This window comes from Pseudooceanicola sp. (assembly GCF_041987405.1).
Lineage (GTDB): Bacteria > Pseudomonadota > Alphaproteobacteria > Rhodobacterales > Rhodobacteraceae > Pseudooceanicola.
The window spans coordinates 258,533-281,393 of record NZ_JBHIWR010000004.1; the positions used below are offsets into that span (position 1 = coordinate 258,533).

Genomic DNA, 22,861 nt, shown 5'->3' on the forward strand with positions numbered 1-22,861 from the left:
TTTGGACCAAGCCACTATCAGAGCCATCACCAGAACCGGGGAACGCCCATGTCCAGAAACGGCACGCTTCTTCTGACCGGCGGCTCCGGCATGGTCGGGCGCAATATCCTCGAACACCCCCGCGCTGCCGACTGGGATATCCTCGCCCCCTCCTCCTCCGAGCTGGACCTGACCGATGCCCGCACGACCGAAGCCTACCTGGCGCGGACCAAACCCGACATCGTGGTCCATTCCGCAGGCCAAGTCGGCGGCATCCAGGCGAATATGGCCAACCCCGTGGCCTTCCTCGACCGCAACACTGCCATGGGGCGCAATATCATCATGGCCGCCCATGGCGCTGGTGTGCGCCGCTTCCTCAACCTCGCCTCCACCTGCATGTACCCCCGCGCCGCGCCCAACCCGCTGCGCGAGGACATGATCCTGACAGGAGAGCTGGAGCCGACGAACGAGGGCTATGCCCTGGCCAAGATCATGGCGACACGGCTCTGCCAATACATCCGGCGAGAGGACGCAGGCGCACATTACAAGACCCTGATCCCCTGCAACCTCTTCGGCCGCCACGACAAGTTCGATCCGAAACACTCCCACCTCCTGCCTGCGATCATCCACAAGGTGCATGATGCGCGCGAACAGGGCACCGGCGAGGTCGAGATTTGGGGCGATGGAACCGCGCGCCGCGAATTCATGTATGCCGGGGATCTGGCCGATGCCGTGCTGCGCGCCGCGGCCGAGATCGAGACGATCCCGGAGCTGATGAACATCGGCCTCGGCCATGACCACGCGATCAACGACTATTACCATACGGTGGCGGAGGTCATCGGCTGGCAGGGCCGCTTCACCCATGACCTGTCCCGCCCCGTCGGGATGAAGCAGAAGCTCTGCGACACCACCCGCCAGAGCGACTGGGGCTGGTCGGCGCCCACATCGTTGACCGATGCCATCGCCCGCACCTATGACTTCTACCTGACCGAGGCCACGACATGAATTACCGCTACCCCCTCGCCACCTCCTCCTGGGATCAGGCGGAACAGGACGCCATCCAGCGGGTCATCGCCTCCGACCGCTATTCCATGGGCAGTGAGGTGGCAGAATTCGAACGCCGCTTCGCGGAGTTCTTCGGGTCAAAACACGCGGTCATGGTCAACTCCGGCTCCTCCGCCAATCTGCTGATGACCGCCGCGCTCTTCTACACCAAGACCGCCGGGCTGAAGCTGGAGCGAGGCGACGAAATCATCGTCCCGGCCGTCAGCTGGTCCACCACCTACACACCGCTGCAACAATACGGTCTGCGCCTGAAATTCGTCGACATCGACCTGGAGACGCTGAACTACGACCTCGCCGCGCTGGACGAGGCCGTCACCGACAGCACGCGCGCGATTATGGTGGTGAACCTCCTCGGCAACCCGAACGACTTCGACGCGATCACCCGCATCATCGACGGCCGCGACATCGTGGTGATCGAGGACAACTGCGAATCCATGGGCGCCACCTACACGGGGCGGCAATGCGGGACCTTCGGGGTCATGGGCAGCTTCTCCTGCTTCTTCTCGCACCACATCTCGACCATGGAAGGCGGCATGGTCGTCACCGACAACGAAGAGCTCTACCACGTCATGCTGGCGCTCCGTGCCCATGGCTGGACGCGAAACCTGCCCAAGTTCAACCATGTCACGGGCGAGAAATCCGACGACCCCTTCGAGGAAAGCTTCCGCTTCGTCCTGCCCGGCTACAACCTGCGCCCGCTGGAGATGTCCGGCGCCCTCGGCCAGGCGCAACTGGACAAGCTGCCGGAGCTGATCCGCGGCCGCCGCGACAATGGAACCCTGGCGCAGAACGCCCTGGGCAACCATCCCAAGTTCATGATCCAGCGCGAGATCGGCAAATCCAGCTGGTTCGGCTTCTCCCTCGTCATCCGCCCCGACACCGGCCTCGCCCGCGCCGATCTGGTCCGCGATCTCACCGAGGCCGGCTTCGAATGCCGCCCCATTGTCGCGGGCAATTTCGCCAAGAACGAGGTGCTGCGTTATTTCGACTACGAAATCCACGGCACGCTCAAGAACGCCGACTACATCGACGCCAACGGCCTGTTTGTCGGCAACCACCACTACCCGCTGAACGACGCGATCGAGGCCCTGTCCAAGATCTGAGCAGGGCCAGACCGGGCCAGCCCTCCAGGACGGACGATGGTTCGGAAATCAGGGGGTTGTGGCGGAGAGGAAGGGATTCGAACCCTCGAGACGGTTCCCCGCCTACACACTTTCCAGGCGTGCGCCTTCGACCACTCGGCCACCTCTCCGACGCCGCTCTTACACAAAGCTGGACGGGGGGTTCAACCCGATTTTCGCCCCGACGGGCGCTTTATGACAAAAATATGGGATGCACATGAAAAGGGCCTGCCCCGAAGGACAGGCCCCGACCGACCCGAAGGCGGTTTTCGTGCCGTATCAGCGGATGACGCGGACGATCTGGCGGTCCTGGTCAACGAGGACCGGGTTGCCATTCAGGTAGACATAGCGGAAGTCGCTGTCCGGCACCTGCACCAGTTCGACCTCTTGCGGGATACCGGCACCGACGACAACCTCGCCTTCCACATAGACGGGCGGCGACGGGTTCGACACGACGTAGGTCACGGTTTTCTCGGGAACCGAGCCACCGCCCAGGATCGCACCGGCGGCAAGGCCACCCGCAACGGCTGCGGGACCACCAAGCACCGACATCGCCAGGGCACCGCCGGTCAAGCCACCCACGGCTGCGGCACGGCCACGGTCGTCTTCATTGACGTCAACCTGCTTCACCTCGAAGCGATCGACGTTGTCGTAGAGGACCACCGGCTCCTGATTGTCGAGCGACGCAGTCAGGTAGGGGCTGTAGGCCCAGCCTTCCGTGCCGTCATAGGTCACCTTGCACCAGGACGTGGCGCATTCTGCTACGGTGACCACAGCTTCGGCCGGGATCACGTTCAGGATCTCGCCGCGCGGGTCAGGCAGATTGCGCAGGTTCAGGTCGGTTGTCGCCGTGGCGTCCGTGGTCGCCATGGCTGTGGTTGCACTCAGAATGGCTACGGCGCTCAGGCCGGCAATCTTGGAATACATAGCTCGTCTCCTTCAGATGTCTCACCGGCACCATGGGGTACCGGCGCCGAAGCACCTGCCTCGGCATCTGCGGAGAGAACCCTGAACCCTCGCCACCGGTTCCACGCCGCGCCCTGTCCGGGGCGCGGACCGGCGGAGGTTTGCCGAAAGCCGCCTAGCGGTCGCCGTCCCCGTCCGCCTCGCCGGACTGGGACATGTCGGAGACATCGATGTGTTCCCGCCCGTCGTCCTGTTTCGGCGCCGCGCCCTGCGCAGGGCCCTCCGGCGTCGGCGGTGTGACGGGCGCCGCGCGCAGGGTCTCGGGGTTGCGCAGCCAGATATCCTGCTGTGCGAAGGGAATCTCGATCCCCTCTTCGGCAAAGCGCTGGTTGATCTGGTGGTTCATCTCCGTCTGCACGACAAGCATCGAAGTCACGTCCCGCAGGATTGCCCGCACCTCGAAATCCAGGCTGGAGGCGCCGAAGCCCTTGAACAGCACGAAGGGCGGCGGGGTCAGCATCACCTGCGGCTGCGCCTCGGCCACCTCGCGCAGGATTTCTTCCACGCGGCGGGTATCGACGCCATAGGCCACGCCGACGGGCACGATGATCCGGCCGATCAGGTTGCCCCGGGTCCAGTTCGTCACCGTACCGGAAATCAGATCGGCATTGGGCACGATCACATCCGTCCGGTCGAAAGTCTCGATCCGCGTCGACCGGACCGAGATATCGCGCACATAGCCCATCTGCCCGCCGACCTCGATCCAGTCGCCGGTGGCGATCGGCCGTTCGATCAGCAGGATGATCCCCGACACGAAGTTGGACACGATGTTCTGCAGGCCAAAGCCGATCCCGACCGACAGCGCACCGGCCACATAGGCCAGCGCCGACAGGTCCAGTCCCGCACTGGTGATCGCGACCAGCGCCGCGACAAAGATCCCGATGTAGGCGGTGCCCGAGACCACCGCATTCTGCCCGCCTGCATCCAGCCGCGTCTTGGGCAGCACCGTGGTGCGCAGCGCGCTTTGAAGCAGGCGCGTGGCGACATAGCCGATGGCGAAGACGATGACGAAGGTCAGGAAATCGGAGGGGCTGATCTGAGTCTCGCCGATGGTGAAACCTTCGGTGAACCGGCTCCACAACTCGATCAGGTCGTTCGGCCGCGCGCCCCAGATCAAGGCGAAGATCGGCAGCGAGGCGATCACCAGAACGAAGCCCGCCAGGATCGGCGTCAGGGCCTCCGACACCCCTTCCCGGTTGCGGGTGATCAGGACGTAGAGCTCGATCACCAGCTTCTGCAGCACGGCCAGCAGTGCCAGCAGCATCAGGGTGGAAATCGTCGGATAGACCAGCGCCTCGCCCGCATTGACATAACCGACACCGGCCAGGACCGGCCCGGCGATGGCCAGGAAGATTACCAGCCGCGACACCAGCGAGAGCACACGACTGCGGAAATCGATCTCCTCGCCCTCACCGCCATCGGCCCGGGCATGGCGCAGCAGCAGCGACGCCAGCCGCACCAGCGCCAGGGCCGCAACCACGGTGAAGGGGAAGGTCAGGACATTGACCACCTCGGGCGGCCAAGCGGCTTGTTCAGCCACCGCCCGCATCGGCGCGACCAGAAACAGCACCAGCCCCAGCATGGAGGCATGGAACCGCCCCTCGGCCCGGCCCGCCGCGTCCACCGCCAGCGGCGCTTCGATGTCGTCGCCGCGCGGGAACATCCGCCCGCCCAGCCAGTGCGCGGCAAAGAAGGCGAACCCCGCCCCCGGCAAGGTCTGCACCACCGCCTCGCCGCGCGGACCCAACATCCCGGTCAGCTGCGCCGCCAGCGCCAGCAACAGCAGCCCGACCACCGGGACGATGATCTGACCAAGCGACATGATCAGACCGGCGATCCAGCGTTCTGCCGTGCGGCGACGGGTCTGCACCCGCAAGGCGAAAATTTCGACCCAGTTGCGTCCCCGTACGACCAGGACCAAGGCTAGGACGAGAAGACCGATGACCGCCGGCAGGTTCTGACGCAACTGCACCCTGCTGGCCTCTTTCGACCAGTTGTTCGCGATGTCCTCGGACATGCGGGTGACGTATTCGACAAGCGCCGCCAGCGACGGCGGCCAGTTCACCGGGTTGATCGGCGACGGCCCGATCTCGAACAGCGCATCAGTCTGTCGGGCCCGCAAGATCCGGTCGATCTGCAGGATCAGCGCATCCGCCCGGCTATAGGCAACATCCGCCCTTTGCACCGGCGCCCGCAATTCATTCAGCCGCGTATTCAGCTCCGACCGCTGCCGCGCCGTGTCGTCGGCCTCGTTTCCATCCTCCGGCTTCGGCCCCAGGGCCTCCAGCTGCGCCTCGACGGCGGCAATCTGGGCCGAGTTCACCGATTGCGCGGCCTGAAACTCCTCCCGCCACTCATCCAGTTCCGCCCGCAGGGAGCCAAAGGCCTCGTCCGAGGCTTCCGCATCCTCCACCGCATTTTCGGCGCGGGTCGCAACATCTTCCCACCCCTCGTAATCCGGCAGGACCTGGGCCAGGGCGGCCCCGGCCAGGAACATCAGGGTGACAAGGGCTAGGAAGGGACGGAAGAGATATTGCATCATTCAGAAAACACACCCGGAATTGATTTCGGAGCTTCGCTGAGCCACCCCGGCAGGGGCAGGTTCTTCTCGCGCAGGAAGTCGGGGTTGAACAGTTTGGACTGGTAGCGCGTGCCATAGTCGCACAGCACCGTGACGATCGTATGCCCCGGGCCAAGCTCCCGCGCCAGTCGCACGGCGCCCGCGATATTGATCCCCGACGATCCGCCAACGCACAGACCCTCTTCGGCCAGCAGGTCGAAGACATAGGGCAGCGCCTCCTCATCCGGGATCTGGTACATCATGTCGGGACGGAACCCTTCGAGGTTCCTGGTGATCCGCCCCTGCCCGATGCCTTCGGTGATCGAGCCGCCCTCGGGCTTGGCCTCACCATCCTTGTAAAGCGAATAGACCCCTGACCCCATGGGATCGGCCAGCGCCACCTTTACGCCCTTGGGCTGCAGCGCCATGCCGACGCCCGCCAGCGTACCGCCTGACCCGACGGAGGCGACAAAGCCGTCGACCTTGCCGTCGGTCTGTGCCCAGATCTCCGGCCCGGTGCCCTCGACATGGGCCTGTCGGTTCGCCACGTTGTCGAACTGGTTCGCCCAGATCGCACCATGGGGTTCCGTCTTGGCCAATTCGGCCGCCAGACGGTCGGAATAGCGCACGTAATTGTTGGGGTTCTTGTACGGCACCGCGGGCACCTGAACCAGCTGCGCACCGGCCAGGCGGATCATTTCCTTCTTTTCCTGACTCTGCGTCTCGGGGATGACGATCACCGTCTTGAACCCCATGGAGGCCCCGACCAGCGCCAGGCCGATCCCGGTATTCCCCGCCGTCCCCTCGACAATCGTGCCGCCCGGTTCCAGCTGCCCCTTTGCAATCGCGTCGCGGATGATCCACAGCGCCGCCCGGTCCTTGACCGACTGGCCGGGGTTGAGGAACTCCGCCTTGCCCAGAATGGTACAGCCCGTCTCCTCGCTGACGCGGCGCAACTTGATGAGCGGGGTGTTACCGACCGCCTGCGCAAGATCCTCGGCAAACTGCATTGGGTGTCCTTTCCAGATCAGTTGCAAGATGACTTAGACGGACAGATAGGGCAACTCAACCCGATGCGCGCAAACGGGAACGTTCGCGTGAAAGCCATGTCAGGGCGAGAACGAGAGGGATGTTATTCGCCTCTCCGGAGGACAGAAGATCCTCTGCCTGCGCCCAGGACAGAACATGAGTCCGGATATCCTCATGTTCGTCCGCCTGTCCGTGATGCCCCTCGGTGCCATCCGGCAAGTCGCACAGCCCGCAGAAGATGTGGAAATATTCCGTGGAATACCCGGGCGTCGGATAGCCGGACCCGATCTCCAGCACCTCGCGCAGCACCAGCCCGGCCTCCTCCTGCGCCTCGCGGCGCACGCAGGTCTCGGCACTCTCCCCCGGGTCGATCCGCCCCGCCACCGGCTCCAGGATCCAGGGATAGGTAGCCCCGCGCCGCCAGGGGCCCATGCGGAACTGTTCCACCAGAAGCACCCGGTCGCGCACCGGATCGTAGGGCAGGACAATCGCAGCATCCGCCGCGACGAAAACCTCTCGCGTGATCTCTGCGGACATTTGGCCCTGAAATGTGGGATGACGCAGGCGCAGGGTTTCCGTCCTGAAATATCCCGCGTGGTCGGCGCGGATATCCAGCATCTCCACCCGATCCGCAGGGATCGCCGCGCCGACCTGCGGGGGCGGCATCTGTTGCGCCACCACCCGCTGCTGCGCCCGCGCCTCTGTCTGGCCGCGCCGGAATTGCAGCTCTGCCCCCGAAAAGCGCCCTTGATAGCTCATGATCTCCTGCGCCGCGATCAGACTGCGCGGCCCGGCTCTCTCGGCCCAATGGTCCAACGACCAATCGCCTGCGGGCTGCCAGACCGGCTGTTCAGGCACAAAGACACATCCCTGCACGTCTGCCCCGTGGATCCGCAGCGTGACCTCGCGCAGGACATAGCCGAAGGCATCCTCATAGTGGACCAATCGGTCCAGCGCCTGACGTTCCAGCGTGACAGCCTCGCCCAAGGCCACCTCGCCCGCCGCTTCAATCAGGATGGGAAAGACCTGACCCGCGACCCCATGGACCTGCCAGCCCGGCAGCTCTGCCGCAACTGGCTCAATCGCCTGCCCAGCGACACAGCCCAGCAGGGGGCGATAGCGCAGCGTGCCGAAGAGAAAGACCGTTACCGGCCCGGCCATTTCTGCCCCGCCATATGCGCCAGAATTCCGGTGATCGCGCCACCCGCAACCAGCCAGACGATGATCGCCGTATCCTTCATCGTCATCAGATGTTCGGACCCGATCGGATACAGGTTGTAGATCACCTTCATCGGATCATGGAACCGCCGCGACATAGCGACATCGAAGGATTCCCAGGCGGACACCATGAGCAGCACCCAGAAGACGGTCATCGCCATGGCGCTCAACCCAACCCCGATGGCGCTGCTGTAGCCAAGCCGCCCGCGATCGGCACGGCGGCCCAGGATCACCCAGCCACATAAGATCCCGACCACGACGCAGATCGGAACGAAATACCCGAAATTCGCCTGATCCGGCATCTGAAGCTTGATCAGCCCGCTCACGACCCAAGCAATAAAGCCGATGCAGGCAGCGGCGACAATACGGGCGGCCGTTGGCATACCTTTTTCTCCGTCTTGAAAGCCCGACCGCGGTGCTCGATCCGGTCGGTCAGGCGGGGCGCGTTATGGTTATTTGTGTGACATCACAATTACCGCCCTCAAAGGCCGCCGCGCAAGAGGTGAGGTAGAAATTCCACATCCGCCGGAACCTGTCGTCAAAGCCAAGTCCCTGGATCGCATCCCACTTCTGGTTGAAGGTGTCATGCCAGCGCCGCAGGGTCTGACTGTAACTCGGTCCGAACTCGATCGACTTGACCAGTTGCATCCCGGCTTTTTCCACCTCTGCCTTCAGCGCGGTCGGACTGGGCAGCATCCCGCCGGGGAAGATGTACTTCTGGATGAAATCGACCCCCCTGCGATAGGTCTCCCACCTCTTGTCCTGCAGGGTGATGATCTGAAGTGTCGCGGATCGCCCGGGCCGCAGCCTGTCGCGCACGGTTTCAAAGTAGACGGGCCAGTATTTCTCGCCCACGGCCTCGAACATCTCGATGCTGGCAATCCCGTCATAGGTGCCGCGCTCGTCGCGATAATCCTGCAGCTTGAACTCGACGAGATCGGAAAGACCTGCCTTTTCAATCCGTTGCCGTGCATACTCCAACTGTTCCCTTGACAGGGTCAACCCGGTGACCTTCAGCCCCCGCTCCTTGGCGGCATATTCGGCAAACCCGCCCCATCCACAGCCGATCTCCAGCACATGGTCGCCCGGCTCGACGCCCATCTGGTCCACCATGCTCTTGTATTTCGCGATCTGCGCGGCCTCCAGACTCTCCTGTCCGGTGCTGAACAGGGCCGACGAATAGGTCATCGTATCGTCCAGCCACATGCCGTAAAAATCATTCCCCAGATCGTAGTGATACGAGATGTTCTTCTTCGCCTGCCTACGGGTGTTGGAGTTCATCCAGTGGCGCAGCCGCTCATAGGCCCGCACCAGCCCCATGCCCGGGAAGCCGTCATAAAGCTCGTCATTCCCCGAATGCAGAAGATCAAGAAAGGCCTGCAAGCCCGGCGTATTCCACCATTCTTCCAGATAGGCGTCACAAAATCCCAGATCCCCCTCACGCACCAGACGGGCGAATGTATCGGGATGTTTGACATGCAGCTCCGCCACAGGGCCGGGGCGCGTGCCTTCGGCCCGGAAGATCCGCCCGTCGGGAAGGTAGAAATCCAGCCGCCCCACAGGCATCTGCGAGGCAAGCGCAAAGACCTGCGCGAAATAGCGTGGCAGGTTCTTCTGCCCGGTCGTTTCCGTCAGGATCATGGCCATCACTCCCTGAATTTGCACAAAAGTTTACCCTGAACCGGCGTCCGGGCAAGTGTTTGGTGAAGGATTCGTGAACCTTGCCCCGTCACCCCTGCTCCTGCTTGAAGCTTTCATAGGCCGCAAGCGCCCTCTCCCGACCCTCCGACAGCCCCACGACCGGCTCCGGATAGGCCATGTCAGGGCTCAGCCCCCAGCTTTCCGGCACCGCCTCGAAATAGCTCAGCGCCGTTTTTGTCGGCCGCGCCTGTCCTTCGGCGATCCAGCGCCGCCGATAGGTGCCGTCGGGGTCGAATTTCTCCAGCTGCGTCTCGGGGTTGAACACGCGGAAATAGGGCGCCGCATCCGGCCCGCTGCCCGCAACCCATTGCCATCCCATGGCATTCGACGCCGGGTCCCAATCCGTCAGGCACTCCTCGAACCAGGCCTGCCCGATGCGCCAGTGCACCATCAGATGCTTGGTCAGATAGGACGCCACCACCATCCGCGCGCGGTTGTGCATCCGCCCCGTCACATACATCTCCCGCAGGGCCGCATCCACAAAGGCCATCCCGGTCCGCCCCTGTTCCCACGCCCGCACTTCCGCCAGCCGCCGGTCGTCGCGCCAGGCAAACCCGTCCCAGTCCTCGCGCCAGTTCGCATCAAGCAGGCGCGGCGTGTGATACATCAGGTGATAGGCAAACTCGCGCCAGACGACCTCCTTGCGGAAATGCTCCGCCCCCGCCTTGCCCTCTGCCGCGCCCCGCAGCGCCGAGTGCCAGAGCTGCCGGGGCGAGATCTCGCCATAGGTCAGGTATTCCGACATCTCGGAGGTGGCCTCTTCCGCCGGAAAATCACGACGCGCCTTGTAATCCTCCATCCGATGCGCCGAAAACGCCGCCAGCTTCGCGCGCGCCGACGCCTCGCCCGGCGCGCTATGCTCTGCCACAACCGACGCGCCGCGCCGCATCGCCTTGCCCATGGCCCAGTCGTCCAGCCGCTCGCTCTCCGGCCACGTCCCGGGCGCCGTGAGGTCCGGCGCGGACAGCACCTCCGCCACCTCCCGGTCTTTCACCGCCCGCCAGTAGGGCGAATAAACCTTGTACATGCCGCCCTGCTGCGTCTCCACCTCCCAGGGCTCGAAGATCAGATGCCCGGGGAAACTGCGCGCTTCCAGCCCACGCTCCTTCAACGCCGCCTTCACCCGGCTGTCGCGCTCGATCGCCTGCGGATCATAGAGCCGCGACCAATAGACCGCCTCCGCCCCCGTCTCCGCCACCAGCTCCTCCAGCACCTCCCGCGCTGGCCCCCGACGCAGGATCAGCCGCGATCCCGCCGCCTCCAGCGCCTCGCCAAAGACCCTCAGCCCCTCACCCATGCGCCAACGCGGCGCGGCGCCGAGGGATGCGACGCTGTCATCATGGATGAACACCGGGATCACCGACCCGCGCGCCGCCGCCGCGGTCAGTGCGGGATGGTCATGCAGGCGCAGGTCGCGCCGGAACCAGAGGATCGTGGGGGCCATGAAAACTCCGTCTTTAACCCGATACGTAGCCCAGGCCCCGGCAGATCAACAAAAACAGGGGGCGACACGCGCCCCCTGCTTCATCTTGCCAGAAATACTCCGGGGGTCCGGGAGCAGCGCCCCCGGCCGTCCCGTCAGATCTTCCTTTCGGCCACGAGCCCCTTCCAGATCGCCCAGCACATCAGCAGCAGGATGATGGTGAACGGCAACCCGGTGGAGATCACCATGGCCTGCAGCGAGGACAACCCGCCGCCGATCAGCAGCGCGATGGCCACGGCCCCTTCGAAGGTGCACCAGAAGACCCGCTGCGGCACCGGCGCATCCACCTTGCCGCCCGCCGTGATCGTATCGATCACCAGCGAGCCGGAGTCCGACGATGTCACGAAGAACACGATGACCAGGATGATCCCGATGGTCGAGGTAATCGAGGCCAGAGGCAGGCTTTCCAGCATCGCGAAGAGCGACAGTTCCGGCTTGTAGGCGTCGATCACGTTGGCCTTGACCAGCGAGGCCTCGGGGTTGGTGATCATGTCCTGGATTGCGGTGCCACCGAAGACGGCCATCCAGAAGACGCAGACGAGGCTCGGGATGATCAGGACACATGTCACGAACTCCCGCACGGTCCGCCCGCGGGACACTCGCGCGATGAACATGCCGACGAAGGGTGACCAGGAGATCCACCAGGCCCAGTAGAACGCCGTCCAGCCCTGGCGATAGCCGTCGTCCGTCCGTCCGACGGGGTTCGACAGGGGCAGAAGTTCGGCGAAATAGCCCGTGATCGCCGTCCCGAAATCGCCCAGGATCCGCATGGCCCCGCCCGCGAAGAGCACGAAGAGCAGGAGCAGCACGGCGATGACCATGTTGATCTCCGACAGCACCTTCACCCCGCCGTCGAGGCCCCGAAGGACCGACACAAGGGCGATGGCGGTGATGAAACAGATCAGGATCACCTGCACGGTGGTATTCACCGGCACGCCGTAAACAAAGCCCAGACCGGCATTCGCCTGCTGCGCCCCGATACCAAGCGATGTCGCCAGACCGAAGAGCGTCGCGAAGACCGCCAGGATGTCGATGACATGGCCCCACCACCCCCAGATCCGGTCACCCAGGATCGGATAGAAGGCGGAGCGGATCGAGAGGGGCAGACCCTTGTTATAGCTGAACAAGGCCAGCGCCAGCGCCACCACAGCATAGATCGCCCAGGGATGCAGCGCCCAGTGATAGGAGGTCGCGGCCAGCGCCATGCGGCGCGCCTCGTCCACCGCTTCGGGGATCAGTGCGCCATCTTCGGTAAAGGGCCGGACGACGCCAAGCGGCTCATCCCCCCAGGGGGTGCCGAAGTAATAGGCCGGCTCCAGAACACCGAAGAACATCAGACCGATGCCCATACCGGCCGCAAAGAGCATGGCGAACCAGCCGGGATAGCCATAGTCCGGCGTGGCATCCGCACCCCCCAGTCGCACGCTGCCCACGGGCAGGACGACCAGCGCCAGGCAGAAGACGACAAAGATGTTGGCCGCCGACAGGAAGAACCAGTCGAAGGTCGAGGTCAGATAGGGCCGCAGCCAGCCAAAGAAATCCGCCGCCTGTGTCGGCGCGAGGAAGGCATAGATCACAAAGGCCACGACACACAGGCCGGAGACCAGGAACACCGGGTTGTGGATGTCAAAGCCGAAGGGCCCGACATTTCCGTCGATATTGTCCTGTCCGATTTCGTATTCGGTATCAATGATATCCGACGCCCCTTCCGGGGCCGGAATACCCTGATCCGGGATTTCGTTTTCATCTGTCATAGTTCATTCCCTGTTCACTCCGGGTCTGCGCCCGCTCCCTTACCCACGCACCACGAAGACCGAGGCCTTCGCATGTGTCGCAATCGTCCCGCCGTTGGACGGCCAGATATAGTCGGTGATATTGGGCACATGGCTCGCCATCACCACGAGGTCCGCGCCCGTCTCCTCGACCGCCTTCAGAAGCGCGGGGTCGAGGTCTGCCGACGGATCGTGGCTGATGACCGAATGGCCGCTCGCCGATATCCCGTGCGCCTTGGCCTGCTCTGCCGCGAAGGCGTCCAGCTTCTCCGCGTATTCCTCGGGCGAGTGGGCCACGGAACTTGGCGCGGCGGCACTGACACCCACATAGACGGCCTCGGCCCCGAACTGCTTGGCCAGACGACCGGCGCAGTCCAGCGCCTTGGTCAGCTTGCCCGCATGGCTCAGATCGACCGGGACCATGATCTTGTTGAACATGTTCACTCCCTCCTTGCGTGTACTCGTGCGGCCCGACTCTGCGGTCGGGTCATCGCACGTCACCTGGGACATGAGGCACCTGCGCCTCGTCCGATAGGAAAAGCCTAGCCGCATTTTTGCTGAAAATACAGGCACGAACGGCCAAAAGCGTGGGAAATGCGACATGGACCTGTCGCGCAGGAACCGTCGGATTGCCGCGATCAGCGGGGGGAAAACCGGGTGAAATCCCTCAAGCAATCACCTTAAAGGTACATCGGAACCATCTGAAAATGGGCCCTTTACTCTTCCATAAAGGGAAGGTCCGTATCCTCGACCTGCGCCCCAGCAGCGGTCAGCATCGCATGGATCTGGCCCCGGTGATGGGTCTGGTGATTGAACACATGCGTCACGATCAACCCCATGGGCCGCGTCCGTTCCTGCCCGGTGGAGCTGGGAATCCACGTCAGGTTGCCCGCAAGGTCCACCTGGCTCAGCCCCTCCGCCCATGCCGTCAGCCGCCCGTCAGTGCGAAACCGTTCCGCCGACCACGCGCCGTGGGTCGGTGTCAGCGTCAGGCCCTCCTTCATGCCGCAGCCAGGCCCGGCCCCGCCGTCCAGCCGCGACAGCCACATCAGATCGCCCCAGACGAGGTGATTGGCCGTGGCCAGGATCGACCCGAAGAAAGCCCCCCGGTCCTTGGTCAGCGCCGCCAGCGACAGCCCCGCCATCGCGCGCTCCATCCGTTCGTTTTGCCAGCGGTTGTAGCGGGCCATCATCCGGACCCATTCGGTGGTGATCATCGTCATGCCAGAAGCCCTTTCGCGGACACTCTGCCGAAGAAATCACACCGAAATCAAGGCCTAACCGCGCGCGTCCAATGCTTCGTCCAGCATCCTGACCACCGTCTCGCGCGGCGCTTCGGTGCTGACAAAGGCCTCGCCGATGCCGCGCGCCAGGATGAACCGGATCTGCCCGTCCACCACCTTCTTGTCCTGGCCCATGAGATCATAAAGCGCCTCGGCCGACGGCAGCTCGCCGGGGATATCGGCCAGGTCCACCTTCATGCCCATCTCCCGCAGGTGCGCCCGCACGCGGCTCGGGTCCTCCTGCGAACACAGCCCAAGCTGCGACGACAGTTCGAACGCCAGGGCACAGCCGATCGCCACCCCCTCGCCATGCAGCAACCGGTCGGAGTAGCCCGTCGCCGCCTCCAGCGCGTGGCAGAAGGTATGGCCTAGGTTCAGAAGCGCGCGATCCCCCTGCTCGGTCTCGTCCCGCGCGACGATATCGGCCTTCATCTCGCAGGAACGTCTGACCGCATGAATGCGCGCGGTGATATCGCCATCCACCATCGCCGGGGCATGTTCCTCCAGCCAGTTGAAGAAGGACAGATCGCCCAGCAACCCGTATTTCACCACCTCGCCGTAACCCGCCAGGAAATCGCGCGTCGGCAGGGTCGCCAGCACCCCCGTATCAGCCAGCACCAAGGACGGCTGATGAAAGGCGCCGATCAAGTTCTTGCCCTGCGGTGCATTGATCCCGGTTTTGCCGCCCACGGAACTGTCGACCTGTGCCAGCAGCGTGGTCGGCACCTGAACGAACCGCACCCCGCGCCGCAGCACCGCCGCCGCAAAGCCGACCAGATCCCCGATCACCCCGCCGCCAAGCGCGACAACCACGTCGCGCCGCTCTACCTTCTGCTCCAGCAGCCATTCCACGGTGCGCGAGAACTGCGGCCAGGCCTTCGTCGCCTCGCCCGCCGGCAGGGCCAGCGAGACCGCCTCGATCCCCGCCGCCGCCAACCCGGCCTCCAGCGCCGGAAGCTGGACCCGCGCCACGGTTTCATCCGTGACGATCGCCACCCGTGCACGCGGCAGCAGCGGGCCGATATGCGCCCCGGCCTCGGCCAGCAGCCCCTCTCCGATCAGGATGTCATAGGACCGGTCGCCCAGGGCAACATGGACGGTTTCGGTGTCGGTTTCGGCGACAGGTGTGGTCATGTTTTCTCCAGCAGGTCGTCACGTTCCGCCAGTGCCGCGATGACCCGGTCAGCCATATTCTGCACCGTCAGCCCGGGCTGCGATTTCACCGCGATATCGGCCTTGGCATAGATCGGCACCCGCGCCTCATAAAGCGACTTGAGCGTCCCGAACGGATCGGGCGTCTTGAGCAACGGACGGGTGTCGCGGTGTTTCACCCGGCTCCACAGCAGGTCGAGGTCGGCATCCAGCCAGACCGCTGTCCCCCGCGCCGTGATCGCCGCCCGGTTCCGCTCGGCCAGGTAAGCGCCGCCGCCGGTCGACAGGACACAGGGTGCGCCATCCAGTAAGCGTTGGATCACCTCGGTCTCCCGCGCCCGGAAAAACGCCTCTCCGTCGCGCTCGAAAATCTCCGCGATACTCATCGCGGCGGCTTCCTCGATTTCGTGGTCGCTGTCCAGAAAGGGCACGCGCAGCGCGGAGGCCAGCGCGCGGCCCACGGCCGTCTTTCCCGCCCCCATCATACCAACCATCACGATCGTCTTTTTCAGCCGCCACGCCATGACCGCTTGGTGCCTCCTGCCCATATTCCGCGTCAATTTCCGCAGTTCACAGTTGAATGACGTGATCTTGGGCAAAAGGCCAGCTATATTGCCGGAAAAAGACCGGGCGAAAGAGGCAGTCGCACTATGCTTAGAATTCTGAAGTGGTTGTTCTTTCTGATTGTTCTTGGGGCAATCGGATTGACGGGCTATGCTTACGTCGGCCCCTACTTCGGGGTTGATTTCACCCCCGACAAGGTCGAGATTCGCGAACCCATGGTCCTGGATGCGCAATAGATCGGCATCATTCCACCGATACCTGGCCTGTCTGTTGCTGGTCCTGACACCCCACGCGGTTCAGGCGCAGCAGCCGATGTCGGCCATCGACTGGCTGGAGTCCGGGAACGGCATCTCCGATCTGCCCGGCGGGCTCACCATGGCCGCGCCGCCCTATCCGCTGTCCGTCCCGCTGGATGAGCCCGCGGTGGCCGATGCGATCACCGTGCCCACGGTCACGACCCGCCCGCTGGACGCGCCCCAGGTCGGTGCGGTCGGGCTCTTGCCCCGCTCGGTCACCGGGTTGCCGGATACGCTCTGGCAGGCCTCCCAGGGACGGCGGCTGATCCGTCTGCTGACCACGCTGGACGCCAGCGCCTCGCCCGCGATGCAATCGCTGCTCTACACCCTGCTTCTGGCCGAGGCCGAGCCGCCGCTCGACGATCCCGGCGGCGTCGGGTTCCTGAGCGCGCGGATCGAGATGCTGACCCGCATGGGCGCCGTCGATCCGGCACTGGCCCTGGCCGACCGCGCCGATCCGACCAGCCACCGCGATCTCTTTGCCCTGTGGTTCGACCTGGCCCTGCTTTCGGGCGAGGAGAACCGCGCCTGCGAGGCGATGATTGCCGCGCCGACCCTTGCGCCCTCGGTCACGTCCCTGTCCTTCTGCCGGGCCCGCCTGGGCGACTGGGATACCGCCGCGCTGACCTTTGCCAGCGCCTCCGCCCTGGGGTCGCTGCCAAAGCCCGAGGAACGCCTGCTGCGCCTCTACCTCGATCCGGATCTGGCGGACGAGGCCCCGCCGCTGCCGCCCCCCGCACAGATGACGCCCCTGGCCTTCCGCCTGGCCGAATCCATCGGCCAGCCCGTCCCGACCACCGGCTTGCCCCGCGCCTATGCCGTGTCGGACCTGCGCGGCCTGGCGGGCTGGAAGGCCGAGGTCGAGGCGGCCGAACGCCTGGCCCGCAGCGGGGCACTGGCGGAAAATCGGCTGATCGGCATCTACACCGCGCGCGAACCCGCCGCTTCCGGCGGGATCTGGGACCGGGTCGAACTGATCCAGCAGCTCGACAGCGCCATCGCCGCGAATTCGGCGGACGACATCTCCGCCACGTTGCCCGACGCCTGGGCCGCCATCCGCGCTGCCCGGCTGGAGCTGCCCTTCGCCCGCCTCTGGGGCGGCCGCTTTGACATCGCCACCCTGTCGGCCCCGGCGCGGCGCGCGGCCTTCGAGCTGGCGCTTCTGTCGCCGGAGTACGAAACCCTCGCCCGCGACCTCACCCCCCGCACCGATCGCGACCGCTTCCTGCTGACGCTCGCCGCGGGCACGCCTGACGCAACCCTTGCCCCGGACACGAAGGCCCAGGCGATCACCCGCGGCTTCTCCGGCGAGGTCGACCTGCCGCCCTCCCTCCGCCTGAACCTGCGCCAGGATCAGCTGGGCGAGGCGGTGCTGGTGGCCATGGCGCACTTCCTCTCGGGCGTGCAGGGCGAAACCAAGGACATCCCCCCGGCCCTCGCCGCTTTCCGCGCCGTCGGGCTAGAGGATCTGGCCCGCCGCTCCGCCCTGCAACTGATGATCCTGGACCGCCGCCTATGAGCGCCGAAACCTGGATCTCCACCTTCCTCGAAGCGCAATCCGCCGAGGCAGGTGCGGCGCGCAACACCCTGCTGGGCTACGGCCGCGACCTGAAGGATTTCACCCAATGGCTGGAGCGCAAGGGTCTGACCCCGGACAAGGCCGCCCGCGCCGATGTCGAGGCCTATCTGACCTTTTGCGACGCCCAGGGCCTCAGCGCCGCCACCCGCGCCCGGCGCCTCGCCTCGATCCGGCAACTCTACCGCTTCGCCTTCGAGGAGGGCTGGCGCGCCGACAACCCCGCCATCGAAATCCGCGGGCCGGGCCGGGCCAAACGCCTGCCCAAGACCCTCACCGTTGAGGAGGTGACCCGCCTGCTGGAAGCCGCCCGCGATCAGGGCCGGACCGAGGCCGACCGCCTGCGCAACACCTGCCTGATGGAACTGCTCTACGCCACGGGCATGCGGGTCAGCGAACTGGTGTCCCTGCCGCTTGCCGCCGCCAGGGGCGATCCCCGCATGCTGCTGATCCGGGGCAAGGGCGGCAAGGAACGCATGGTGCCCCTGTCGCCCCCCGCCCGCGATGCCCTCGCCCTCTGGCTGGCCGAACGCGAGACGCAGGAGGACGCCCGCCCCCGCGGCGCGCAGCCCTCCCGCTTCCTCTTCCCGACAAGCTCCGCCCAGGGCCACCTGACACGACACCGCTTCTACATCCTGGTCAAGGAAATCGCCCTCGCCGCCGGGGTCACACCCTCCAAGGTCACCCCGCATACCCTGCGCCATGCCTTCGCCACGCATCTGCTGGAAAACGGCGCGGACCTGCGGGCGATCCAGACGCTGCTCGGTCATGCGGACCTCGCCACGACCGAGATCTACACGCACGTCCTGGAGCACCGCCTCCGCGACCTGGTGGAAACCCATCATCCGCTGAACCGCAGCGAATAAACCTCTCCGACGCGGGTCACGGTGCTTGAACGCCCTCTATGACATGCCCATAACCTGCTGAGACCCAAACCAGCGACATCACACATGACCACTGCCTTCGACACAGCCTTCTGGCTGACCGCCGCCGCCATCCTCCTGCTACTGGTGCTCTCTGCCTTCTTCTCCGGCTCGGAAACCGCGCTGACCGCGGCCTCGCGCGGCAAGCTGCGCGCCCAGGCGGACAAGGGGTCGAACGGCGCCCGCCGCGCATTGCAAATCACCGAGGACAATGAACGGCTGATCGGGTCGGTCCTTCTGGGCAACAACCTGGTGAATATCCTGGCGACATCCCTGGCCACGGCCCTCTTCACCCGTGCCTTCGGGGACGGCGGCGTGGCGCTTGCGACCCTCGTGATGACGGCGCTTGTGCTGATCTTCGCCGAAGTGCTGCCCAAGACCTATGCAATCACCAACGCCGAAAAAGCCGCCGCCGGCGTCTCCGGCCCGATCCAGATGGTGGTCACCGTCTTCGCCCCGCTGGTCAGCGCGATCCGGGTCCTGGTCCGCGCCGTCCTGCGCATCTTTGGTGTTCAGACCGATCCCGACAGCCACATCCTTGCCGTGCGCGAGGAAATCGCCGGCGCTCTGCAACTGGGCCATTCCGAAGGCGTGGTGGAAAAGGAGGACCGCGACCGCATCCTTGGCGCCCTCGATCTCTCCGACCGCTTTGTCGAGGAAATCATGCTCCACCGCTCGCGGATCGAGATGATCGACGCCGACATCCCGATCGAGGAAATCCTGAGCCAGAGCCTCCAGTCCTCCCACACCCGCCTGCCGGTCTACCGCGGCGATCCGGAAAACATCATCGGCGTGATCCACGCCAAGGACATGCTGCGCGCGATCCACAAGATGTCGCTCCAGGCCAACCGCCCGCTGGACGAAGCCCTGGCAGATTTCAAGATCGCCGACGTGATGATGAAACCCTACTTCGTCCCCGACACCACGACGCTGGACGAACAGATGCGCCAGTTCCTCAGCCAGCGGACCCATTTCGCGCTGGTGGTCGACGAATACGGCGCCCTGCGCGGGTTGCTGACGCTGGAAGACATTCTGGAGGAGATCGTCGGTGAGATCACCGACGAGTTCGACCCCGCCGCCGAACATGACGTCCACCCGACCGAGGACGGCCAGTATCTGGTCGACGGCGCCATGACAATCCGCGATCTCAACCGTGCCATGGACTGGAACCTGCCGGACGAGGAGGCCAACACCATCGCCGGCCTCGTCATCCACGAGGCGCAGACCATCCCGAACCAGGGCCAGGTCTTTTCCTTCCACGGCTTCCGTTTCGAGGTCGTGGCCCGCAAGGACAACCGCGTCACCCGGCTGAAGATCCGCCCGCTGACCCGGATCTGAGGCCCGCAAAGCCAGTACATACTGCGCTCCGGGCAAGGGGGCGCTGCCCCCTCTTGAGCCCAGGGGCTCAATTCACCCCTGGGATATTTGGGGCAAAAAGAAATCAGAGACCCATGTCTTTCTTTTTGCTGGAAATATCCCGGGGTCCGGGGCAGCGCCCCGGCGGTTCTGGCAAAGAAAAAGCGCGCCCCGAGGGACGCGCCTTGATTGTCAGCTTGATTGTCAGGATGTAATCCCGATCAGCCGCGGGCGCGGCCGACCAATTTCCAGGCCAGGGGCAGCACCAGAGCCGCCAGGGCCAGCTTCAGCGCATCACCCAGGATGAAGGGCGTCAGGCCCCAGGCGAGGATCGGCTTGTCCCAGCCATAGAGCGTGCCGAGCCAGAGCAGACCGGGGATGTAGAGCAGGATATTGCCCAGAAGCATCGCCAGCGCCATCCAGAGAACCGAACGATCCCAGCCCCGTTGCGCCAGAACGCCCAGAAGCACCGTCGCCATGATGTAGCCGAGCAGATAGCCGCCCGTGCCGCCCATCATGTACTCGATGCCGTTGAGCTCCGCCGTGGAGGACTGGAAGATGTCAAAGCCGATCATGCCGATCAGCATGTAGCCCATGATGGTGACGAGGCCGAGCCGCGCGCCATAGGCCGCGCCGATGCCCAGAACCGCGAAGGTCCCCATGCCGACCGCGACCGGCGAGCCGGGCACCGGCACCTTGATCTTGGCGCAGATGGTCAGCAGTGCGATCCCGGCGATCACCAGGGCGGCCTGTTTCAGCCGCAGGGCCGCGCCTTCTGTCGGTCCGAATGCGTCGGTCAAAACGCGTGCAGTCGTTGTCTGGGACATGCTATTCCCTCCGTTCCCTCAACTTGTTTCCATGGTGATGCCCGAGGTCGCCCGAAAGCGCAAGCGTCACGACACCCCTTGGGCACAGCAAGTTGCAAAGTCGTTCTTTGCAAAGCAGACGACTTTGCAAACCCATCAATCCCCTGCGCCCATGGGCGCATAACGCGTCTCCATCCGGTAATCCTTGCGCGGGCCGGCGACACTCCAGACCGAGGACCACTGTGGCCAGGTCCGGAAATCATAGGCCACCTGGTAGAGATCCGGGGCGCAGTCGTGGCGTGCACTTACCTCTGCGTCCGGGCCGATCAGGTGAAAGAACCGGCCGTCGTCGAAAAAGACCTCGATCCCCTGCATTCCCTGCTGCCAGTGGTAGCGCCGCGTCGCCTGCATTGCCGGGGCATCCGCGCCCTGCCCCTCCAGCCGCATCTCGCCCCGTTCCTCCAGCACCAGCCGCGCCGCAGTGCCGGTGAACTCTGCCACCCCGGAGAACTGCGCATCCGCCCCGATGGCATTGGCGATCCGCCGGTCGACGCGCCAGCGTCCGAGGAAATCTTTCAGCTCCATCCGCCCTCCGATCAGGCACCTGCGGTCACCGCGACACCGGGCCGCCATGCTCTCCCTTGCCCCCCTGATGCCCCGGCGGTAAGAGGCGCGCAACCCGAGACGACAGGAGCATCCGATGATCCCCCGCTATTCCCGCCCCGAGATGGTTGCCATCTGGTCGCCCGAGACCAAGTTCCGCATCTGGTTCGAGATCGAAGCCCATGCCTGCGATGCCATGGCCGATCTGGGCGTCATCCCGCGTGAAAACGCCGAGGCGGTCTGGAAAGCCAAGGATGTGGAGTTCGACATCGATCGCATCGACGAGATCGAGCGCGAGACCAAGCATGATGTCATCGCCTTTCTCACCCATCTCGCCGAACATGTCGGCAGCGACGAGGCGCGGTTCGTCCATCAGGGCATGACTTCGTCGGACGTGCTGGACACCTGTTTCAACGTGCAGCTGACCCGCGCCGCCGATATCCTGATCGCCGATCTCGAAGGCCTGCTCGCCGCGCTGAAGAAACGCGCCTATGAGCATAAGGACACGGTGCGCATCGGCCGCTCCCACGGGATCCACGCCGAACCCACCACCATGGGCCTGACCTTCGCTCGCTTCTATGCGGAAATGGACCGCAACCTGTCCCGCATGCGCGATGCAAGAGCGGAGATCGCCACCGGCGCGATTTCCGGCGCGGTCGGCACCTTTGCCAATATCGACCCGGCCGTCGAAGACCATGTCTGCGAGAAGATGGGCCTCGTGCCCGAGCCGATCTCCACCCAGGTGATCCCGCGCGACCGACACGCGGCCTTCTTCGCGACCCTCGGCGTCATCGCCTCCTCGATCGAGAATATCGCGGTGGAAATCCGCCACATGCAGCGGACCGAGGTACTGGAGGCGGCGGAATTCTTCTCCATGGGACAGAAGGGATCTTCGGCCATGCCGCACAAGAAGAACCCGGTGCTGACCGAGAACCTGACCGGCCTCGCCCGGCTGGTCCGCATGGCCGTCATCCCGGCGATGGAAAACGTGGCGCTGTGGCACGAGCGCGATATCAGCCACTCCTCGGTCGAGCGCAACATCGGCCCCGACACCACCGTGACGCTGGATTTCGCCCTGGCCCGGATGACCTCCGTCATCGAAAATCTGCTGGTCTATCCGCAGAACATGCTGGACAACATGAACAAATTCCCCGGCCTCGTCATGTCGCAGCGGGTGCTGCTGGCCCTGACCCAGGCCGGTGTCAGCCGCGAGGATGCCTATCGGCTGGTCCAGCGCAACGCGATGAAAGTCTGGGATCACCGCACCGATTTCCGCGAGGAACTGCTGGCCGACGAAGAGGTCCGCGCGGCGCTGAGCGAGGACGAGATCAACGAGAAGTTCGACCTTGGCTACCACACCAAGCACGTCGACACGATCTTCGCCCGGGTCTTTCACGAGGACTGACGC

The 22,861-nt window shown here is 64.9% G+C and carries 21 protein-coding genes and 1 tRNA gene; 7 read left to right on the top strand and 15 right to left on the bottom strand.

The features are described 5' to 3' along the window. Positions 1–48 precede the first annotated feature (48 nt). Entirely contained in the window at positions 49–984 is a 936-nt protein-coding gene (locus ACFC2Y_RS12320) for a GDP-L-fucose synthase family protein (protein WP_375172778.1), read from the top strand. Next, positions 981–2,147 carry a DegT/DnrJ/EryC1/StrS family aminotransferase gene (locus ACFC2Y_RS12325; protein WP_375172777.1) on the top strand — a complete coding sequence of 389 codons (1,167 nt, stop codon included), beginning with the start codon at positions 981–983 and terminating at the stop codon, positions 2,145–2,147. The genes ACFC2Y_RS12320 and ACFC2Y_RS12325 overlap by 4 nt, the downstream gene beginning before the upstream one ends. Before the next feature lie 59 nt (positions 2,148–2,206). Here ACFC2Y_RS12325 and ACFC2Y_RS12330 read toward each other — a convergent pair. The 13 genes from ACFC2Y_RS12330 to ACFC2Y_RS12390 all read right to left on the bottom strand — a co-directional run bounded on the left by ACFC2Y_RS12330 (position 2,207) and on the right by ACFC2Y_RS12390 (position 15,877). Beyond that, positions 2,207–2,296: transfer RNA gene (locus tag ACFC2Y_RS12330), tRNA-Ser, on the bottom strand. Positions 2,297–2,444: 148 nt separating this feature from the next. Then, positions 2,445–3,092: a DUF1236 domain-containing protein gene (locus ACFC2Y_RS12335; protein ID WP_375186442.1), complete on the bottom strand. Its 648-nt coding sequence runs from the start codon at positions 3,090–3,092 to the stop codon at positions 2,445–2,447. 154 nt (positions 3,093–3,246) lie between these two features. Continuing rightward, complete coding sequence (locus tag ACFC2Y_RS12340) at positions 3,247–5,673, bottom strand: DUF3772 domain-containing protein (protein WP_375172775.1); 2,427 nt, start codon at positions 5,671–5,673, stop codon at positions 3,247–3,249. Next, positions 5,670–6,701, bottom strand: coding sequence for a cysteine synthase A (locus ACFC2Y_RS12345; RefSeq protein ID WP_375172774.1), 1,032 nt, complete (start codon positions 6,699–6,701; stop codon positions 5,670–5,672). The genes ACFC2Y_RS12340 and ACFC2Y_RS12345 overlap by 4 nt, the downstream gene beginning before the upstream one ends. Positions 6,702–6,756: 55 nt before the next feature. After that, positions 6,757–7,881, bottom strand: coding sequence for an NUDIX domain-containing protein (locus tag ACFC2Y_RS12350; RefSeq protein ID WP_375172773.1), 1,125 nt, complete (start codon positions 7,879–7,881; stop codon positions 6,757–6,759). After that, complete coding sequence (locus ACFC2Y_RS12355) at positions 7,866–8,321, bottom strand: TrgA family protein (protein WP_375172772.1); 456 nt, start codon at positions 8,319–8,321, stop codon at positions 7,866–7,868. Before ACFC2Y_RS12355 ends, ACFC2Y_RS12350 begins: the two co-directional genes overlap by 16 nt. 49 nt (positions 8,322–8,370) lie before the next feature. Continuing rightward, positions 8,371–9,579, bottom strand: coding sequence for a class I SAM-dependent methyltransferase (locus ACFC2Y_RS12360; RefSeq protein WP_375172771.1), 1,209 nt, complete (start codon positions 9,577–9,579; stop codon positions 8,371–8,373). An 88-nt stretch (positions 9,580–9,667) separates the two neighbouring features. Beyond that, the gene (locus ACFC2Y_RS12365; protein ID WP_375172770.1) at positions 9,668–11,083 is read right to left on the bottom strand and encodes a cryptochrome/photolyase family protein; all 1,416 of its coding nucleotides are present in this window, start codon (positions 11,081–11,083) and stop codon (positions 9,668–9,670) included. Between the two features lie 134 nt (positions 11,084–11,217). Further along, the gene (locus ACFC2Y_RS12370; RefSeq protein ID WP_375172769.1) at positions 11,218–12,876 is read right to left on the bottom strand and encodes a BCCT family transporter; all 1,659 of its coding nucleotides are present in this window, start codon (positions 12,874–12,876) and stop codon (positions 11,218–11,220) included. Positions 12,877–12,915: 39 nt separating this feature from the next. Next, positions 12,916–13,332, bottom strand: coding sequence for a universal stress protein (locus ACFC2Y_RS12375; RefSeq protein WP_375172768.1), 417 nt, complete (start codon positions 13,330–13,332; stop codon positions 12,916–12,918). 278 nt (positions 13,333–13,610) lie between these two features. Continuing rightward, the gene (locus ACFC2Y_RS12380; protein ID WP_375172767.1) at positions 13,611–14,117 is read right to left on the bottom strand and encodes a DinB family protein; all 507 of its coding nucleotides are present in this window, start codon (positions 14,115–14,117) and stop codon (positions 13,611–13,613) included. Positions 14,118–14,171: 54 nt separating this feature from the next. Then, a complete protein-coding gene (gene aroB, locus ACFC2Y_RS12385; protein ID WP_375172766.1) occupies positions 14,172–15,311 on the bottom strand; it encodes a 3-dehydroquinate synthase in 1,140 nt (379 codons plus the stop codon). After that, positions 15,308–15,877: a shikimate kinase gene (locus ACFC2Y_RS12390; protein ID WP_375172765.1), complete on the bottom strand. Its 570-nt coding sequence runs from the start codon at positions 15,875–15,877 to the stop codon at positions 15,308–15,310. The genes aroB and ACFC2Y_RS12390 overlap by 4 nt, the downstream gene beginning before the upstream one ends. 102 nt (positions 15,878–15,979) lie before the next feature. Here ACFC2Y_RS12390 and ACFC2Y_RS12395 point away from each other — a divergent pair, with 102 nt between their 5' ends. The 4 genes from ACFC2Y_RS12395 (at position 15,980) to ACFC2Y_RS12410 (ending at position 20,026) form a co-directional block, all read left to right on the top strand. After that, a complete protein-coding gene (locus ACFC2Y_RS12395; RefSeq protein ID WP_375172764.1) occupies positions 15,980–16,129 on the top strand; it encodes a hypothetical protein in 150 nt (49 codons plus the stop codon). Then, positions 16,119–17,708 (top strand): hypothetical protein, encoded by a 1,590-nt coding sequence (locus ACFC2Y_RS12400; RefSeq protein WP_375172763.1) that lies wholly within the window; start codon positions 16,119–16,121, stop codon positions 17,706–17,708. The genes ACFC2Y_RS12395 and ACFC2Y_RS12400 overlap by 11 nt, the downstream gene beginning before the upstream one ends. Then, the gene (locus ACFC2Y_RS12405) at positions 17,705–18,631 is read left to right on the top strand and encodes a site-specific tyrosine recombinase XerD (protein WP_375172762.1); all 927 of its coding nucleotides are present in this window, start codon (positions 17,705–17,707) and stop codon (positions 18,629–18,631) included. Before ACFC2Y_RS12400 ends, ACFC2Y_RS12405 begins: the two co-directional genes overlap by 4 nt. Positions 18,632–18,715: 84 nt before the next feature. Further along, complete coding sequence (locus tag ACFC2Y_RS12410; RefSeq protein ID WP_375172761.1) at positions 18,716–20,026, top strand: HlyC/CorC family transporter; 1,311 nt, start codon at positions 18,716–18,718, stop codon at positions 20,024–20,026. Positions 20,027–20,265: 239 nt separating this feature from the next. Here ACFC2Y_RS12410 and ACFC2Y_RS12415 read toward each other — a convergent pair whose 3' ends face one another. Next, complete coding sequence (locus ACFC2Y_RS12415) at positions 20,266–20,871, bottom strand: biotin transporter BioY (protein WP_375172760.1); 606 nt, start codon at positions 20,869–20,871, stop codon at positions 20,266–20,268. Positions 20,872–21,006: 135 nt separating this feature from the next. Further along, positions 21,007–21,435 (bottom strand): DUF6314 family protein, encoded by a 429-nt coding sequence (locus ACFC2Y_RS12420; protein WP_375172759.1) that lies wholly within the window; start codon positions 21,433–21,435, stop codon positions 21,007–21,009. 115 nt (positions 21,436–21,550) lie between these two features. Between ACFC2Y_RS12420 and purB the strand changes: the two genes are divergently transcribed. Continuing rightward, positions 21,551–22,858, top strand: coding sequence for an adenylosuccinate lyase (purB, locus tag ACFC2Y_RS12425; RefSeq protein WP_375172758.1), 1,308 nt, complete (start codon positions 21,551–21,553; stop codon positions 22,856–22,858). Positions 22,859–22,861 lie beyond the last annotated feature (3 nt).

Excerpts from the sequence above, each read along its gene's own strand:
- ACFC2Y_RS12360 (WP_375172771.1), bottom strand. The coding sequence starts at position 9,579 with ATGATCCTGACGGAAACGACCGGGCAGAAGAACCTGCCACGCTATTTC.
- ACFC2Y_RS12395 (WP_375172764.1), top strand. The coding sequence starts at position 15,980 with ATGCTTAGAATTCTGAAGTGGTTGTTCTTTCTGATTGTTCTTGGGGCA.
- ACFC2Y_RS12415 (WP_375172760.1), bottom strand. The coding sequence starts at position 20,871 with ATGTCCCAGACAACGACTGCACGCGTTTTGACCGACGCATTCGGACCG.
- ACFC2Y_RS12370 (WP_375172769.1), bottom strand. The coding sequence starts at position 12,876 with ATGACAGATGAAAACGAAATCCCGGATCAGGGTATTCCGGCCCCGGAA.
- ACFC2Y_RS12355 (WP_375172772.1), bottom strand. The coding sequence starts at position 8,321 with ATGCCAACGGCCGCCCGTATTGTCGCCGCTGCCTGCATCGGCTTTATT.
- ACFC2Y_RS12400 (WP_375172763.1), top strand. The coding sequence starts at position 16,119 with ATGCGCAATAGATCGGCATCATTCCACCGATACCTGGCCTGTCTGTTG.
- ACFC2Y_RS12365 (WP_375172770.1), bottom strand. The coding sequence starts at position 11,083 with ATGGCCCCCACGATCCTCTGGTTCCGGCGCGACCTGCGCCTGCATGAC.
- ACFC2Y_RS12320 (WP_375172778.1), top strand. The coding sequence starts at position 49 with ATGTCCAGAAACGGCACGCTTCTTCTGACCGGCGGCTCCGGCATGGTC.
- ACFC2Y_RS12340 (WP_375172775.1), bottom strand. The coding sequence starts at position 5,673 with ATGATGCAATATCTCTTCCGTCCCTTCCTAGCCCTTGTCACCCTGATG.
- ACFC2Y_RS12345 (WP_375172774.1), bottom strand. The coding sequence starts at position 6,701 with ATGCAGTTTGCCGAGGATCTTGCGCAGGCGGTCGGTAACACCCCGCTC.
- ACFC2Y_RS12335 (WP_375186442.1), bottom strand. The coding sequence starts at position 3,092 with ATGTATTCCAAGATTGCCGGCCTGAGCGCCGTAGCCATTCTGAGTGCA.
- ACFC2Y_RS12390 (WP_375172765.1), bottom strand. The coding sequence starts at position 15,877 with ATGGGCAGGAGGCACCAAGCGGTCATGGCGTGGCGGCTGAAAAAGACG.
- aroB (WP_375172766.1), bottom strand. The coding sequence starts at position 15,311 with ATGACCACACCTGTCGCCGAAACCGACACCGAAACCGTCCATGTTGCC.
- ACFC2Y_RS12325 (WP_375172777.1), top strand. The coding sequence starts at position 981 with ATGAATTACCGCTACCCCCTCGCCACCTCCTCCTGGGATCAGGCGGAA.
- purB (WP_375172758.1), top strand. The coding sequence starts at position 21,551 with ATGATCCCCCGCTATTCCCGCCCCGAGATGGTTGCCATCTGGTCGCCC.
- ACFC2Y_RS12375 (WP_375172768.1), bottom strand. The coding sequence starts at position 13,332 with ATGTTCAACAAGATCATGGTCCCGGTCGATCTGAGCCATGCGGGCAAG.
- ACFC2Y_RS12350 (WP_375172773.1), bottom strand. The coding sequence starts at position 7,881 with ATGGCCGGGCCGGTAACGGTCTTTCTCTTCGGCACGCTGCGCTATCGC.
- ACFC2Y_RS12380 (WP_375172767.1), bottom strand. The coding sequence starts at position 14,117 with ATGACGATGATCACCACCGAATGGGTCCGGATGATGGCCCGCTACAAC.
- ACFC2Y_RS12405 (WP_375172762.1), top strand. The coding sequence starts at position 17,705 with ATGAGCGCCGAAACCTGGATCTCCACCTTCCTCGAAGCGCAATCCGCC.
- ACFC2Y_RS12420 (WP_375172759.1), bottom strand. The coding sequence starts at position 21,435 with ATGGAGCTGAAAGATTTCCTCGGACGCTGGCGCGTCGACCGGCGGATC.
- ACFC2Y_RS12410 (WP_375172761.1), top strand. The coding sequence starts at position 18,716 with ATGACCACTGCCTTCGACACAGCCTTCTGGCTGACCGCCGCCGCCATC.